The 15,070-nt window shown below is 44.0% G+C and carries 15 protein-coding genes; 8 read left to right on the top strand and 7 right to left on the bottom strand.

All coding sequences use genetic code 11. From position 1 onward, the window contains the following. Nucleotides 1–99: 99 nt before the first annotated feature. Together ST37_RS00075 and ST37_RS00070 are read right to left on the bottom strand one after the other, a co-directional pair. Complete coding sequence (locus ST37_RS00075; RefSeq protein ID WP_084882322.1) at nt 100–1,098, bottom strand: LacI family DNA-binding transcriptional regulator; 999 nt, start codon at nt 1,096–1,098, stop codon at nt 100–102. 219 nt (nt 1,099–1,317) lie between these two features. Then, on the bottom strand, nt 1,318–2,319 hold the full coding sequence (locus ST37_RS00070) for an AraC family transcriptional regulator (RefSeq protein WP_084882320.1): 1,002 nt from the start codon (nt 2,317–2,319) through the stop codon (nt 1,318–1,320). Nucleotides 2,320–2,572: 253 nt separating this feature from the next. Between ST37_RS00070 and ST37_RS00065 the strand changes: the two genes are divergently transcribed. From ST37_RS00065 to ST37_RS00045, 5 genes are all read left to right on the top strand, one after another. Continuing rightward, complete coding sequence (locus tag ST37_RS00065) at nt 2,573–2,992, top strand: hypothetical protein (protein WP_084882319.1); 420 nt, start codon at nt 2,573–2,575, stop codon at nt 2,990–2,992. A gap of 180 nt (nt 2,993–3,172) precedes the next feature. Further along, nucleotides 3,173–3,709 (top strand): DUF3332 domain-containing protein, encoded by a 537-nt coding sequence (locus tag ST37_RS00060; RefSeq protein ID WP_084882317.1) that lies wholly within the window; start codon nt 3,173–3,175, stop codon nt 3,707–3,709. Nucleotides 3,710–4,462: 753 nt separating this feature from the next. Next, nucleotides 4,463–5,224 (top strand): hydratase, encoded by a 762-nt coding sequence (locus tag ST37_RS00055; RefSeq protein WP_084882316.1) that lies wholly within the window; start codon nt 4,463–4,465, stop codon nt 5,222–5,224. Between the two features lie 71 nt (nt 5,225–5,295). Further along, the gene (locus ST37_RS00050; RefSeq protein ID WP_084882314.1) at nt 5,296–6,672 is read left to right on the top strand and encodes an MATE family efflux transporter; all 1,377 of its coding nucleotides are present in this window, start codon (nt 5,296–5,298) and stop codon (nt 6,670–6,672) included. A gap of 126 nt (nt 6,673–6,798) precedes the next feature. Then, on the top strand, nt 6,799–8,010 hold the full coding sequence (locus ST37_RS00045) for a cation:proton antiporter (RefSeq protein WP_084882313.1): 1,212 nt from the start codon (nt 6,799–6,801) through the stop codon (nt 8,008–8,010). Between the two features lie 154 nt (nt 8,011–8,164). On the opposite strand, the gene ST37_RS00040 is transcribed toward ST37_RS00045, so the two are convergent. Further along, a complete protein-coding gene (locus ST37_RS00040) occupies nt 8,165–8,614 on the bottom strand; it encodes a MerR family transcriptional regulator (RefSeq protein WP_084882311.1) in 450 nt (149 codons plus the stop codon). A 313-nt stretch (nt 8,615–8,927) separates the two neighbouring features. Here ST37_RS00040 and ST37_RS00035 point away from each other — a divergent pair, with 313 nt between their 5' ends. From ST37_RS00035 to ST37_RS00025, 3 genes are all read left to right on the top strand, one after another. Then, on the top strand, nt 8,928–11,000 hold the full coding sequence (locus ST37_RS00035) for a heavy metal translocating P-type ATPase (RefSeq protein ID WP_143698076.1): 2,073 nt from the start codon (nt 8,928–8,930) through the stop codon (nt 10,998–11,000). Between the two features lie 77 nt (nt 11,001–11,077). Then, a complete protein-coding gene (locus ST37_RS00030; RefSeq protein WP_084882308.1) occupies nt 11,078–11,593 on the top strand; it encodes a disulfide bond formation protein B in 516 nt (171 codons plus the stop codon). After that, a complete protein-coding gene (locus tag ST37_RS00025) occupies nt 11,583–12,218 on the top strand; it encodes a thioredoxin domain-containing protein (protein WP_242426151.1) in 636 nt (211 codons plus the stop codon). The genes ST37_RS00030 and ST37_RS00025 overlap by 11 nt, the downstream gene beginning before the upstream one ends. A 66-nt stretch (nt 12,219–12,284) precedes the next feature. Here ST37_RS00025 and ST37_RS00020 read toward each other — a convergent pair whose 3' ends face one another. The 4 genes from ST37_RS00020 to ST37_RS00005 form a co-directional block, all read right to left on the bottom strand. Further along, nucleotides 12,285–12,743: an isoprenylcysteine carboxylmethyltransferase family protein gene (locus tag ST37_RS00020; protein ID WP_084882306.1), complete on the bottom strand. Its 459-nt coding sequence runs from the start codon at nt 12,741–12,743 to the stop codon at nt 12,285–12,287. 349 nt (nt 12,744–13,092) lie between these two features. Next, nucleotides 13,093–13,659 carry a VTT domain-containing protein gene (locus tag ST37_RS00015; RefSeq protein ID WP_084882305.1) on the bottom strand — a complete coding sequence of 189 codons (567 nt, stop codon included), beginning with the start codon at nt 13,657–13,659 and terminating at the stop codon, nt 13,093–13,095. Between the two features lie 317 nt (nt 13,660–13,976). Continuing rightward, the gene (locus tag ST37_RS00010; protein WP_084882303.1) at nt 13,977–14,489 is read right to left on the bottom strand and encodes a hypothetical protein; all 513 of its coding nucleotides are present in this window, start codon (nt 14,487–14,489) and stop codon (nt 13,977–13,979) included. Nucleotides 14,490–14,589: 100 nt separating this feature from the next. Beyond that, nucleotides 14,590–14,946 (bottom strand): 4-fold beta flower protein, encoded by a 357-nt coding sequence (locus tag ST37_RS00005; RefSeq protein ID WP_084882302.1) that lies wholly within the window; start codon nt 14,944–14,946, stop codon nt 14,590–14,592. Between the last annotated feature and the right edge of the window lie 124 nt (nt 14,947–15,070).

The raw sequence follows: 15,070 nt of genomic DNA, 5'->3' as shown, positions 1-15,070 counted from the left end.
TGCATTAGCCGGGCATGTTTGCTGAAGAATATTTGACTCAACAGACTACCATTCAATGACAATGTTTAAGCTAAACCCAACTTGGTACGCGACCGACAATCAGATAACTGCGGAGTTTCTTTCTATCAACTTAGGGACAAACTCTAATTCCTCTTCTGACACAGAGGGAGTCGCGTCTTCAAGCAGTTGTATCGACAAATTGGCGGCGCATTCGGCCATTTCTCTGATTGGGTAGCGAACGGTCGTCAATTTAGGGTACAGGTAACGCGCAAGTTCGATATCGTCAAACCCCACAACGGACACTTGCTCGGGGATTTTGATCCCTTCACTATGCAGATAATCCAAAACACCCGACGCTAACGCATCGTTATAGGTCACAATGCTGCTCGGCAACTCGCCTTGTTCTGCAAGCTGTTTAATTGCGTTATATCCTGCCTCAGCAACTGGGTCACAGTGCACTACCCACTGGTCATTAAACTCGATACTGCGATCTTCTAGTGCTTTTTGATAACCCAAATAGCGATCGGTGGCATCCTGAATATCTTCACTTGAACCTATGTAGGCAACGCCGTTGTGGCTATCTAACAAGCGCGAAACGGCAATATGCATTCCTTGGTGATTATTTAGAAACACGCATCGCTCTTTGATGGCATCAATGTAGCGATTGATCACTATCATGCCGGGTATTTCTCGGCTGTATTGAGTGAGCTCTTCGTCGCAAAGGCCTTTCGAATGGACAACCAAAGACTGGCAACGATGACTGAGAAGGTACTCAATCATGTTTTTTTCTTCTGTTGCATCGTGATAACCATTACAGATAAGAAGGTGCAATCCCTTTTGACGGGCCACCTCTTCGATACCTTTAACCATTTCGCCAAAAAAGGGGACGCCAACATCCGACACTAACACACCAAACATTTTTGAGGTTTTGCTCACCAGTGCCTGCGCAACCGCGTTGCGGCGATACCCAAGTTGGCGTGCAGCGTCATGCACCGCTTTATAGGACTCTGGACTGATTTTGGAAGAGCCGTTAAGCACTCTAGATACCGTGCCAACCGACACATTCGCCACTCTTGCTACATCTTTGATTGTTGCCACACGGTCCTCAATAACTTTATATGATTCTAATTTCCTAAGTTAAGGATAATAACCATTTGTATCGAGCAAGTCTTTGAGCGATGCCCTGATATTGAGTTTCATCATACAATTACTGGGTGAATCCCATTCCGTGAAACGAAGCTGCTAGTGCACAAAGCAGCAGCAACCACGATAAATGCAATAAAAGTAGAAGCGCCAAGGCTCCGTTCTCAACTGAAGCTAAACAGGTTTTCTCACTGTTTGCTTGTATACATTGGGCGTCAGACCTGACATGCGTTTGAAGGCTCGCGAGAAATGAGCGAGATTGGCGTAACCGAGTTGGTTAGACACGTACGTTAGAGAATGCCCTTCCTCGATTAATTCGCAAGCGACCGAAAATACTAAGTTGTCTTTAATTTTTCGAAACGAGGTTTTTTCCTTCGTGAGTTTTCTTTGCAGTGTTCGCACAGAATAATCGAGTAACTCAGCGGCATATTCGATCGTTAAATCACGCTCTCTTACGTAAGGTTTGAGTACTTCAAATACATTGTCGGTAAAACTAGTATGCCACTCCACCAAAGTGGGTTTTTCTCCCAATGCCGCAGAGCTCAGTGAGATCGGCTTGGTCAGCAACTCGTTCGGGATCCTTACGCTGGTGTATCGATTTTCGACGAATATCCTGCAATGACTTGGCACCATGTTCTTGATAATATCAACATCTTTACCTTTCAATGTAATGGTCTCTGGCTGCCAATTACGATTGAGTAGCGCACTCATTAGCTGTTGAACATAACTAATGGTAAACGCTTCTGTCCATTGAACATAGGGGTTGTTTTTACCGATAGATTCAACGCAAAACCAACTCTGCCCATGCTCTTGCAAAAAGAAAACTGAGCTACTTGGTGTGTCAGCCGTAAAGATGGCGTTTATATCGTTAAGTGCATCGCCAATCGTTTCATACCGTTTAAATTGATGCAAAATCACCGGCAGGATCCGTTGTCCAATTGCCATGTTCAATATTTCGATGAAGCTGTTAACACCTAGCTGTGTCGACGCCAAAAAGATAAGACGTTTAATAGAGTCCGATGGAATAAACTCACTGTCAGAATTAAGTAGGTCTGCTGGCAAGCCTGCATCTTCCAAAAGCTGATGCAGATCCAATCCAAATTCTGTACACACCTGCACTAAGACTTTTGCATAGTTGGTATGTATTACTGGAATATCAAACTCACGCTTTCCCACGCACCACTCTCCTTGTGTCTACACCAATAGATTTTAGCCACCACTCAACGGGCGATTGCGTCTTAACTCACTTTACCACATTTGCTCACGCTCGCTATGCAACCATAGTTAACTTGCATACAACAGGTTACCGAAATAGATGGCGTAAAATGGTAAGTATAGATGGTATCAATCATTCAAAATGGTTTCATTCGCTGAGGGGCAACAATCAACTTAGCAAACCGTTATCACTACTAATATGAAGAGAGACAACATGACTTCGACTATTCCGTTTCTAACTAAATCAATCATTGGTATCACTGCAGTGGTTATTGCTAATCAATACTGGTCTTGGTTTACGGTAGACAGTCTTAACACCGCAATTCTTGTCGGCGTTATCATGCAGGTTTGTTTGAGCTTCTTCATTTGGTTAGAAGGTTACGCCGCTAACAAATGGCAGCAAAAAGGCTCGACCAAGCTGCACAAGATTGGTCGTGGCGTGACCTCATACATCTCATTGGTCGGTGGTAAATTTGTCACCATGGGTATCATCGGTGCCTTGTTTGGCTCTTCTGTGGTCATGACTGGCTACTTCAGCGGTATCGTTGTGTTCTTCGGACTGATCTTCCTCATTTTGGGTCTAGAAAAAGCCGTAGAAAAATCGTTTTACACCTCTGAACTCGAGACCGCGTAAGCACAGCCGATGCAGTTTCCAGCGTCGCAAATAATTAAACATATTCTAGCAAACTGACTGATTCAGTTTCGATTAAACAAAGCATGGTTGTAATGTAGCGCAAAATGATAAGCCTGATTCATTCATCCAATGGATACTACAACCGTTCTACCAAACATCTTAAATTTAAAAGGTAACTTAATGAAAAACATCGCACTTAAAGTCATTGGTCTTACAGCTCTAGCAGCGTCATTAACAGGTTGTATCGGTAGCAATGCTGTTACCAGTAAGGTAATGAAATTTAACGTTGAAGTTGTTGATAACCGCTATGCTCGTGCAGGTGTAAACTTCCTGCTGGCTCCTGTGTACGGTATCACCACAGCGGCTGACTATGTGTTGTTTAACTCACTAGAATTCTGGACTGGCAGTAACCCTCTAAATGGCAATCCACACATTTTTGATTCAAAAGTAGACACCAAATATAAGATTAATGATGACCTAGCTCCGAGCCTCACTGATGCGCCAATTGATGAACTGTCTAATCGCACCATTCAAACCGGTGAAATGCACAAAATTGATGACAACACTATCCAAATGGACATCGTATATAACAATGGTGACACTGCCACTCTTACCGGTGTGAAAAGCGGCGAGCAGGTAAGTTATTACATGGATGGCGAGCTGGTATCACAAACCACGATCTCTGAACTAGAAGCGGCGAGCAGCGCTCAATCTTAAACTATTAACGCTTACACGTTAATTGAAGAAACCCAACAAAAACAAAGCCCATACAATGTGGGCTTTGTTTGTTTTATTGCAGCCAACCTTGTTTTACTCGAAACAGTAAACTGACCTGGGTTTTAATGTATGCAGTTAGAACGGCAGCCTTAGAGTTAAGCAGTAAGCTGGCCATAATACCAAGTGCACCTACGTCAGTGCATAATCGTTTTCATCGCGCATCCCAACATTGACCACTTAGTAGCCTAGCCCACCCGCAAAGCTAGTGAATTCAAACTCGACCATTGGGGTCTTACTGGCTTGACTGTATTCCATCAATAACGCGATGTTCACCCTGAATTCCCATAATTTCTTGTGTGCAAAGCTACAATAATTGTCTTATTTTATCGCACACAATTTTCGGGCAACAGACCAACAACGAAGAGTGTGGGTTAGCGACGGTTTTCACTCTCTTTTGTTACTGTTTGGAAAACCACTTCGTTGATGCAATTTAGCCTAGGTGACTGTAATGCATATAAAATTTTGTCTATACATTCTTCACATTTGTTCTCAATATGTCATGCAATAGCTGAAATTACGAAAAGCTGTGCTTAATTAAGCCTCATCACGCTACCGATTCAATTACCGCTCTTTTTACCTTCTGTATCCAAGGTTGGCTATTTCTGGTGAGTACAGCATCACACTCTTATTACCTGTAACTACCCAAACGGCAAATTTTTCCTTAAACTACGCGAAAAATAAAGGTGGTATAATATGACAAATAATTCCTCTCTCGCAGCGCAAGAGCTGCTAAGTCGCCGCATTGCAGGCACTAAAGCCCCACGGATAGACGCGTCTATCCGTCCAGAATCTCTAGACGACGCGCTGGCCATCCAATCAGCGATGGTTGACATCCACCCAAGTACCGTTGCAGGCTGGAAATGCTTACAACCTCTAGCGGAAAACAAATTTGTTGTCGCGCCAATCTTTGCTGCCGATGTTCAATCAGGCGATACGTGTGAGCTTTTTGCTGACAACGGCGTTGTGCGCATCGAACCTGAAATCGCGTTTGTATTGGCAAAAGACCTGCCAGCTAAAGAAGGCGGATACACTGAGCGCGAAATTGACGCGGCAATTGGCTCGTGCCACATGGCGCTGGAGCTTATCCAGTCACGTTTTGCTGACGACAGCGACGCTGAGTTTTTCGAAAGACTGGCTGATGGTCTAGTCAACCAAGGTCTGTTTATTGGCCCAGAAATCGACCGAGAAACAGCGTTTAATGCAAGTAAGATTGCCATTACCGCAACTCATGGTGACAAGGTTCAAACCTTCGACGGCACGCACCCAAACACAATGCCATTGCGCCCTATTTACTGGCTGATTAACGAAATGACTCAACGTGGTGTCACCTTTAAAGAAGGTGAAGCGATGATCACTGGGTCTTACTGCGGGATCGTCGAATTCGAATTTGATCAACCAACCACCGTTAACTACCAAGGAATCGGTGAATACACGGTTACATTTTCGGCGAAATAATCATTCGTAGATAATAAACCATCGCTATAAGGTGATGGTTTATTGCTACCCAATGTATGGACAAGGTTTGAATGCTGCTGTCTCAACCTTACGTTAAAAAGAACTTTTCTCTTGCGTGGCCGTTAGCCCTTAACGGTCTATTAATGCAATCAATGTTGCTTATTGATACCTTTATGGTCTCGCCACTTGGGGAAATCCCATTGGCTGCTATGGGTATTTCTGGCACCATTCTAGCCGTTATGCTGGCCATACAGATGGCGCTGGCCAACGGTAGCCAATTGGTATTGAGTCGTGCCGTCGGCTCGCAATCTCAAACAACCCTATCCAAAGCCTTTTGGGCAGGGCTTCTCATTAACTGTTCGGTCGCTACCCTATTTTGGACTTTACTGACACTTTTTGACCAACCGTTAATCACTGCGCTCACCGGCGACTCACAGTTACAAATAGAGATTGGTCACTACCTTGGGATCTCTAAATATCTGGTCGTACTAACCGCTATCACGCAGGTAATGATTGCCCTGCTCAATGGATTAGGCAAAAGCAAAATACCGTTTAAAGGTTTTTTGATTGAGTTACCCCTAAACGCTGGCTTGTCTTACTGCTTTATTTACGGTTTTAGTCTAACCAACAACCTGTCAATGGAAGGACTGGGCGTGCAAGGTGCCGCAATAGGGAGTGTGCTAGCCATATCCGCGCGGCTTCTCTTTTTGGCCTTATCCATAAAGCGCAGCCCTGCTGTTTCGCTATCTCGCATCGTTCTTAATAGCGCTATGTTGAAAAACATTAAGCAGCACTTTCATGAAATATTTCCCGTAGCCGCAAATGTCACAATATTAATGTTGGGCGCAAACATGTATCAGTTGATGTACACCCAACTCGATATCTATGCGTATGTTGCGATCACCTTGGTGGCTCCTTGGCTTCGCTCTGGAACGCAGTTTGTGGGTTCTTGGTCTCAGTCATCGGCCATAACCATTAGCCAAGCGATTGGGTCTAAAAACCTCACCGATCTCAGTAAAAATATCAACATCAGTATCGATATCGCTGTGGGGATTTCTTTTGTTGTCGCCGGTCTATTTGCAGTGATGAGCCTAGTCATTGCCAACGTGTACCCACATCTAGAAGAGTCCACCTACATCGCGCTTGCCGCTATCGCTCCGCTGTATATTATTTTGCCTATCGCTCGTGGCTACAATACGGTCCATGGCAATATTTTGCGTGCGCTCGGCAAATCAAAAGACGTCTTTCGCATTAACTTTATTGGGCAGTGGATGATTTCGATTCCGCTGTGTGCGGTGTTGGTACTGATTTTTGATTGTTCGGTGTTTTGGGCGTTTGCGGTACAACCGTTTGAAGAGATCATCCGCGCGCTGCCTCTGCGTCATTTGGCACGAAAAACCTTGGCGACCTTTGACCAGCAAGCCGCAGAGAAACTCATGTATGAGTAAACTCATTTAACGCACTGATCTTACTCTGACTTTATTAGTCTTTTCTTTGATTAGAGGCGTGCATGTCGCGTTGGCTACCTTTACACTATTAAGACTTGTAATCGCCTCTAAAGATAAGGCTAATTCATGGATATAGACGCAATTTATACCACCCTAGGGGTTCTCTTTATTGTGGTATTCCTATATTCAATTTTGGCCGCAAAACTGGAAGACACCATCCTATCTGGTCCGATGGTATTTATTGCCATAGGTTGGGTATTAGGCACGAGTGGTCTGGGGCTGATTGGCTCTGGCACCACTCCGACCGACTTACGTTTTCTTGTCGACATTACCTTAGCCTTAGTCTTGTTTTCTGATGCCGCACACTCAAATCTAAAAGTCGTTAAAACTCAGATCTTATACCCATCAAGAATGCTGCTGATCGGTCTACCAGGCGCAATAGTGTTAGGCAGCATCGTGGCGGCTTTGTTCTTTAACCAATTAACGCTGATCGAAGCAGCAATACTGGGCACTATGCTCGCGGCCACCGATGCCGCGCTAGGAAAAGCCGTCGTTAGCAATCCAAAGGTCCCCGCCCCCGTAAGAGAAGGATTAAACATTGAAAGTGGGCTCAACGATGGGTTATGCGTTCCCATTTTGCTGATTCTGCTGACCCTTTCCAACCCTGCATCAGAGGGCGTCACCTTAGGATATGGCCTATACCTAGTGGCAGAAGAGGTTGGCATTGGCCTTGTCGTTGGTCTCAGCTTCGCGTTTATTGGCGCCAAGTTACTTGAAGCCAGCGCAGCAAGACAGTGGTTAAGCGAAGTTTGGGTGCAAGTCACGGTGATGGCGATTGCGTTATCGAGTTTTTATGTCGCTCAAACGTTCCATGGCAGCGGATACATCGCCGCTTTTTCAGGGGGCTTGTTATTTGGTTATTTGCTGTCAAAAAAGACTCACCAATTGGTTCTAGCCACCGAAGGTATGGCCGAGCTGTTCGCCATGTTCACTTGGATCTTGTTTGGCGCAACCCTACTAGGCACACTGTTTGACCATATGTCTTGGCAAGTCGTGGCTTATGCCGTAGCCAGTCTCACCGTGATTCGCATGCTCCCAACCTACTGTGCGTTTATCGGTACTCGCGTACCGACTAGGGAGCGCCTATTTATGGGATGGTTTGGTCCCCGAGGACTCGCCAGCCTTGCTTTTGCTGTATTAGTGATTGACGCGCAAGTTGAGCACTCTAGTTTCATTGCCTTGGTGGTAAGTACAACGGTATTGTTTAGCTTAGTCGCCCATGGTATTTCGGCGAAACCGCTCGCCGAAAAGTTGGGTCGTATCGAACGCAAGAGTTAAGAAAGGTGTCGGAAGAAAATTTAGATTGTTCAATCTCTAAAACGTTTTTGGACAAAACCTTGTTAGAGTAATCACTTAAATTAGAGAAATGCGGATAACTTTCGTATTAGAAAATCGCTTAGTGATGTGTCCAGTATGGTTAATGCAGATCGGTCTAATGAACACCACCTAAATGACCATTTTTGCTTATAGAGATGGAACTAGTGTTTTTGTTGGTCTTGAGCTTTTTTACAATCCCGCATTCGTGCAGCTCATGTCCAGACCCGCATTCACTCTTGAGTAACTCGAGTTCACGCTCTAGCAGTTTTAGCTCTTTGATTCGCTCTTGTACATGCTTTAAGTGCTCACTAATAACCTGCACTATTGCAGAGCACGATGTGCTGTCTGAGCTCATAATTTGCAATAATGTTCGTATTTCATCTTGAGTCATATCCAACGCCCGACAGCGACGTATAAACAAGAGCCTCTCAAGATGGATAGCAGCATAATAACGGTAATTGTTCGCAGACTCTCTTTTCGCCTTTGGTAATAGCCCTTGTTTTTCATAGTAGCGCACTGTCTCAACAGGACAGTTTGCTTTCCGAGCAAGTTCTCCAATTTTCACTGATACCTCTCTATTTCTTGACCCTGTAGTGGGATCAGGCTTTTTAATGTAATTATAGTCCATTAAAGAGATGGTTAAAATGAGCGATTCCACAAGTAAAAAAGTCAACTCTGATAGCAAATCATACTGTGCTTCAACATGCGTTGAGACCCCAGTGACAAGTGATTGTACGAACAATAAATTACAGTCGGAGTTAGAACAGAAGCCTAGCAAAAATATTAGTAGTTCGTGTTGTACGTCCTCACACGAGGAGCTTAAAAGCTTATCTAGATCTGAGGTAGTAGGAGACAATATCCGCACGCAAGTTCGCATTATGCAAATGGATTGCCCTGTTGAGGAGCAACTAATTCAAAAAAAATTAGGGGGAATGGAGCAGGTTAAGAGCCTTGAGTTTAATCTAATGCAAAGAGTCCTTACAGTGACTCACTCCCAAGGCTCTTTGGAGGAGATTCTTTCTTCGATTCGTTCACTTGGATTTGAACCAACCATCTCTGACAATGACCAGCCAACTAATAACGTAAATGAGCATAAAAGTGGCTCGGAAAAACCGTTTTGGCTGTTAGCTTTCGCCGCATTTGCAGCAATAGGCTCTGAAGCTGCACATTGGGCTGAGATGCCTGTATGGATTCAGGCCGCGCTCGCATTGATAGCTGTGTTGTCTTGCGGGGTTACAACTTACAAAAAAGGCTGGATAGCTATACGCAACGCCAATCTCAACATGAATGCATTGATGAGTATTGCCGTTACCGGTGCGTTTATCATTGGTCAGTGGCCAGAAGCTGCCATGGTGATGGTATTGTTCACTATTGCGGAGTTAGTGGAAGCAAAATCCCTAGACCGAGCAAGAAATGCCATCAGCTCACTGATGAGCTTGACTCCTGATACTGTCATGGTCAAACAACCGGACGCTTCTTGGAAAGAAGTCGATGCTAAGATCGTTCAACTTGGCGAGCGAATCAGGGTAAAACCCGGGGAGCGAATTGGTCTCGATGGTCAAGTCGTTAAAGGGCAAACTACTATTGATCAAGCACCGATTACTGGAGAAAGTATGCCAGTTGATAAAGTAGCGGGAGATCCTGTATATGCAGGGACTATAAATCAGGCAGGTTCATTTGAGTATACTGTAACAGCTGTGGCGAATGATACGACACTTGCACGCATTATTCATGCTGTCGAAGAGGCACAGGGAGCTAAAGCTCCGACACAACGTTTCGTAGATCGTTTTTCTCAAGTTTACACACCACTAGTCATAGCTTTAGCTCTCGTAGTCGCCGTGCTACCACCTTTAATGGGTTTTGGGACGTGGTTCGACTGGATATACAAAGCACTTGTCATGCTTGTAATCGCATGTCCTTGCGCTTTGGTAATCTCAACCCCAGTCACAATTGTTAGCGGCCTTACCGCAGCTGCCCGTAAAGGTATTTTAGTTAAAGGAGGAGTGTACCTAGAGCAGGGCAGAAAACTTGAAGCACTTGCGTTAGATAAGACAGGGACGATCACCCATGGAAAACCAAAACTAGTTGACTCTGTGGTTCTTGATTGTTTGAACGAGGAGCTTGTTTATTCAATAGCATTCAATCTGACCAATCTCTCTGACCACCCTGTTTCAACTGCGATAGCCAAAGCGCTGTCAGCGCAAGAAAGCGTAGATGTAGAAAACTTTGAAGCAGTAGCAGGTGCTGGAGTTTCTGGAGTCGTTAATGCGCAGAGATACTATCTTGGAAATCGCCAATTAGCGGAAGAACACTTTAAGATATCAGGGAAATTAGAAGCTGAGATCCAACTTTATGAAAAGCAAGGAAAGACAGTGTCATTACTCCACAACGGTTCCCATGTAATGGGGCTTTTCTCCGTAGCTGATACTGTAAAAGAAAGCAGTCACATTGCTATTCAGCAGCTTCACGATCTGGGTATTAAAACGATCATGCTCTCAGGGGACAATCCGCATACTGCTTCCGCCGTTGCGACACAAGTAGGTATAGATGAAGCGCATGGTGATCAATTACCAGAAGACAAGCATCGCTTTATAGAGCGTTATGCATGTAAAGGAACTATTGGCATGGTTGGAGATGGCATCAATGACGCACCAGCGCTGGCTGCCGCAAATATAGGTTTCGCTATGGGGGCGATGGGTACAGACACAGCAATCGAAACAGCTGACGTTGCTTTGATGGATGATGACCTTCGCAAAATACCCGCATTTGTTGGCCTCTCTAAACGTACTCACCAAATACTGGTTCAAAACATCACATTTTCTCTAGCAATCAAAGCTCTGTTTTTAGGCTTAACTATTGTTGGGATTGGTACCATGTGGATGGCTGTATTTGCAGACGTTGGAGCAAGTTTGATTGTCGTGGCGAATGGTTTAAGGCTCCTGAGGCAGTAGTCAACGAATATTATCCATAGTAAGTTGTCTCGATGATATTACAGAGCAAATTAACTTTCTGAATCCTTGGAGGTATTTTGAAAACACTAACCAACTCAACCCTAGTTGGGTTATTCTTGCTTCTGTCCAGTGTGGGCATGGAGCTGTTCGGACTTTTTACGCAATATATTTTGGGTTTCGAGCCTTGCGCGAATTGTGTACAAATACGGCTCTTTATTCTGTTTATAGGAGTGGCTGGAATACTACATCTATTTGCCCAGGGCAATGCCGTTGCTAAGATATCAACCTTGCTGTTAGCGATGGCTGGAGCTGGTTTATCTTTATTATTTTCGTGGGATAATCATCTAGTTGAAACAGGACAAAAACTATCAACATGCGGTTTCGGCTCTCCATTTCCGAGTTTCCTGCCTCTTGATATTTGGATGCCTGTTATGTTTGAAGCTAAAGGTCCTTGTGGTACACCTTCACCACTATATGGAAATATAACTTTTACTGACCTGTCTATTTGGGGTTTATCGTTACTTCTTGTGGCGATCTTACTACTACTGTCAGCAACCATCTATCAACTAAAGGAAAAAAAGGATGATGAATAAGAACAAGATTGTAATTGCTATCACTTTACTAATGGGCTTATTACTTGCAGCCTTTATGTTTAGTTGGTATCAGCAACAAAGCAGTGGTGGCACTGTTACAACAGATAATAAACTTGAGAGGACTTACTCACCAAGTTTCGGCCCTGAATCAGCAAAAGTCACCATCGTCGAATTTTTTGACCCTGCTTGTGAGGCGTGCAGAGCTTTCTACCCTTTTGTTAAGAAAATGATGGACGAAAACCCAAATGATATCCGACTCGTGTTGCGCTATGCTGCCTTTCACAAGGGGTCGGACGAAGTGGTGTTAATGCTTGAATCAGCGCGACGTCAAGGGATTTACAATGAGGTACTGGTACCTTTGTTGGCAAGACAAAACGCTTGGGCCTCTCACGGCAGTCCTAGCCTATCTACCGCCTGGGAAATTGCAGAGGAAGCTGGGCTGGATATCGTTAAAGCCCGTGAAGATATGAAGGACCCAGACTTAATAAGAGTGCTTGAACAAGATACTGCCGATATTAAGTCCCTAGGGATACAGAAAACCCCCACTTTTTTTGTCAATGGAAAACCTCTAGAAACCTTTGGCTCTCAACAGCTTTATGACTTAGTGCAAAGTGAATTAGAGTAAACATAACTCCTTGCTGAGTGCCTTGAGCATAATACTCTAGGCACTCGCTCTATAAACTACGAACCTCTATAACCATCGTCTAACTTCCCGTTGATACTGTTTGTACTCGTTACCGAATAGACCTTGGAGCGCTCTCTCTTCAGGTATGATCTGGAAAATTGTCATGTAGGAAAAAAATAGTGGGACAATGAATAGAGATTTGACATCCCCTAATAGAATCCCAAAAGCGAAAAGAAACAGCAAAAAACCAAGATACATTGGATTTCTTGAATACTGATATATTCCAGAACGTACAAGGCTGCCGGAAGATTCAGGATCCATTGGGTTCACAGTAGTTTGATGGCGCTTAAACTCCCACACCCCTAACAAGCTAACAACCGCAGCTGTAATACTTATTGCCACCCAAAACGCAAATCGAATGGTAAAGGCTCCATCTGTTAGTGCACCGCTACTTACCATGAACATTAACAAAAAGCAGATTGAAAGTTGTATTAGTGGGGGGATTTTAAGTTCCATAAATTTCATAAGTCGTCCTTGGTATGATGTTAAAAGTAGGCTCTATTCGACAATCGGAAACCTTGTTCCAATTACGTCCTCGGCTAGAAACTAGGAAGTTCACGGTTTAGATGGGTGCATCTGTAGAATACGATGCCCATACATCCAACTATACACCTTGAATATTACTCCAGAGTCAATCATTATTTGATAGCTATTGTTCATTAACGTTTTAACTTCGTAGTAAGCATTGAAATGTTAACAACGTAAAGAAGAAATAATCGAGGATTGTACAAAGAAATATTGAAAAAAAGATACGAGCATAATTCAACAAAAAAAAGGCGCTTTGGGCCAAAGTTCTCAGCTAAGGGAACACACATTAGGTGCTGTGTTTTATAAATGAGCTTGTTGCTTTATACAAAGTTATCAAGAAAACAACCATCAGAAAAAGACTTAGATTTGTTAGTGATTCAATTCCTAGCCGCTCAAAAGCTGACCCAAAGAGGTACCCACCACCGACTAAAATTGTTGTCCATGTCAGTGCTGAAGCAAAGTTAAATAAAGTGAATTTCATCCAGGTAATGTCCGTCAGTCCAATAGGCAACGCCCCAATTGTTCGCATACCTTTTGGGTATCGGTAAATGAATATATAAGAGGTATCGTACTTCTCTGCTAGGCATCTAGCCTTTTGCAGTGCACTGGAAAGTCGTCCTTTCGCAGTAAGCAAGCGAGGTCCGTAGATTCTAGCTAGAATAAACCGTAGTTCGTCCCCGAGATATCCACCCAAGAGAGTAACAATTGCGACGTACTCGATGTCAAGAGAACCTAGGTATGCTACGTAACTAGCAAAAAGAGGTAGCCATCCGCTCTTCAGCGCACAGTAACCGAGTAGTATCCAATAAATTGCTAGTCCATATTGGTCAGTTAATAATAACACTGCTTCCATTTTATCATCTCGTCGGCAATTCGTAATTCATGTTTTTGAGCCATGTTGACTCTTTAGGTGTCTATACGATCGAAAATGGTAACTTGTTCAATAAAAGTCTCCACCCTAGCGAGTAGACATTACACAGCTTAGAAAAAGTAGGTCAAATCACCTGACTATGGTTTTTTATGTTGAGCCGTTCTGGCAAGGAATGGGGCAATTTCGAGTTAGTTCTTTAGCTCTAACACGTGAGTTTTGCATTACGATTTCTATGGGCTAACTCCCGCGTTTGCAGCTGATTTGGAGTGCAGCGGAACTAATCTGACAACATACGCTTGTTAGAGGTTGCTGGCATAGACTTTGTACCTTTGATCCTTGGTTGGGTTTACCAACATATAGTAAGACCGGAAATTTCCACGAACTATGTGCTTCCTAAAGCGCTCTTGCTCTAGCAAATCTTGCCAAGGATATAACCACATTTCAGAAACAACATAATCCTCATTAAGATGCACAAACATCAAGTGTGTGGGGATTTCCTCCCCTTCAATGTTTGGGATCGAGCTAGTTCGAGTCCATCCACTATTAGTACCACGACGAGTTTTAACCGATATGGCCATTCCAGTAATTGTCTCAACATCATGCTCGAAGCTGTCATCTACAAGGTAACCACCTACAGCAATCTTTGTGTAAATTTCACCTAGCCATCCTACTAGCTCATCTCCTTTGAGCACTTTCCCATCAGAGTGCTCAGCTAGTAGTTCTCTGATTTTTCTCTGAGTCATGGAGAGTGTTACGAATAAACCTGAAAAATCCTTTTCTATTCGATCCATTGAGTCGAAATCGAAATCCATTGAAAACCTCTAACGCTGTAATGTAGGCCCAGCCACGCAGTGGCACCCTTAATTGCAAATCCTATACCACCGCCTTGTGCGGTGGTGATTGTTTGCTTTTTTAAGCATTGAAGTAGGTGGCCAGATCGTTTTGAGACCAACCGCCCCGACCCGGTTTTCCGGGTGCGCCCGCAAGACCCGGTCTACCGGGCCTGCCCGCAAAACCAGGTGTTCCCGGAGTACCACCAATGCCTGGACGACTAGGTAGATACCCTGTGGAATTACGTAGAAAACCTAAAGCCTGATTACGATTGTCGTATAGCACTCCGGCTTCAAACCAGCCAACATGCTGACCACGAAGTGAATGCACATTGTCTCCGTTTAACCAAGCTATGACTTGGCCTCGGTTATTACGAATGCAATCGTCATTTAAAATCATTGTTGCTTGACCATTTTTACCAAAAATCCAATCTGACACATTACTCTCCTTGATGCTTAGACATAATGACCCCGACGAGGTGCTAGCCTCCAGTATCGTGGGTTAGCTTGACGCCAGAGCCATAATTAGTGTGCAAACAACTAAATCTGGAGGCTAGCATGAA

This window comes from Vibrio sp. qd031 (genome assembly GCF_002100145.1).
In the GTDB taxonomy this organism is placed as follows: domain Bacteria; phylum Pseudomonadota; class Gammaproteobacteria; order Enterobacterales; family Vibrionaceae; genus Vibrio.
Note: the sequence above shows the minus strand (reverse complement) of the source record. Positions and strands in the feature narration are given on the sequence as shown.

Bases quoted from the DNA above. Each gene is read 5' to 3' on its own strand.
- ST37_RS00015 (WP_084882305.1), bottom strand. From the start codon at position 13,659: ATGGAAGCAGTGTTATTATTAACTGACCAATATGGACTAGCAATTTAT.
- ST37_RS00060 (WP_084882317.1), top strand. From the start codon at position 3,173: ATGAAAAACATCGCACTTAAAGTCATTGGTCTTACAGCTCTAGCAGCG.
- ST37_RS00020 (WP_084882306.1), bottom strand. From the start codon at position 12,743: ATGAAATTTATGGAACTTAAAATCCCCCCACTAATACAACTTTCAATC.
- ST37_RS00055 (WP_084882316.1), top strand. From the start codon at position 4,463: ATGACAAATAATTCCTCTCTCGCAGCGCAAGAGCTGCTAAGTCGCCGC.
- ST37_RS00010 (WP_084882303.1), bottom strand. From the start codon at position 14,489: ATGGATTTCGATTTCGACTCAATGGATCGAATAGAAAAGGATTTTTCA.
- ST37_RS00035 (WP_143698076.1), top strand. From the start codon at position 8,928: ATGCAAATGGATTGCCCTGTTGAGGAGCAACTAATTCAAAAAAAATTA.
- ST37_RS00025 (WP_242426151.1), top strand. From the start codon at position 11,583: ATGATGAATAAGAACAAGATTGTAATTGCTATCACTTTACTAATGGGC.
- ST37_RS00050 (WP_084882314.1), top strand. From the start codon at position 5,296: ATGCTGCTGTCTCAACCTTACGTTAAAAAGAACTTTTCTCTTGCGTGG.
- ST37_RS00065 (WP_084882319.1), top strand. From the start codon at position 2,573: ATGACTTCGACTATTCCGTTTCTAACTAAATCAATCATTGGTATCACT.
- ST37_RS00045 (WP_084882313.1), top strand. From the start codon at position 6,799: ATGGATATAGACGCAATTTATACCACCCTAGGGGTTCTCTTTATTGTG.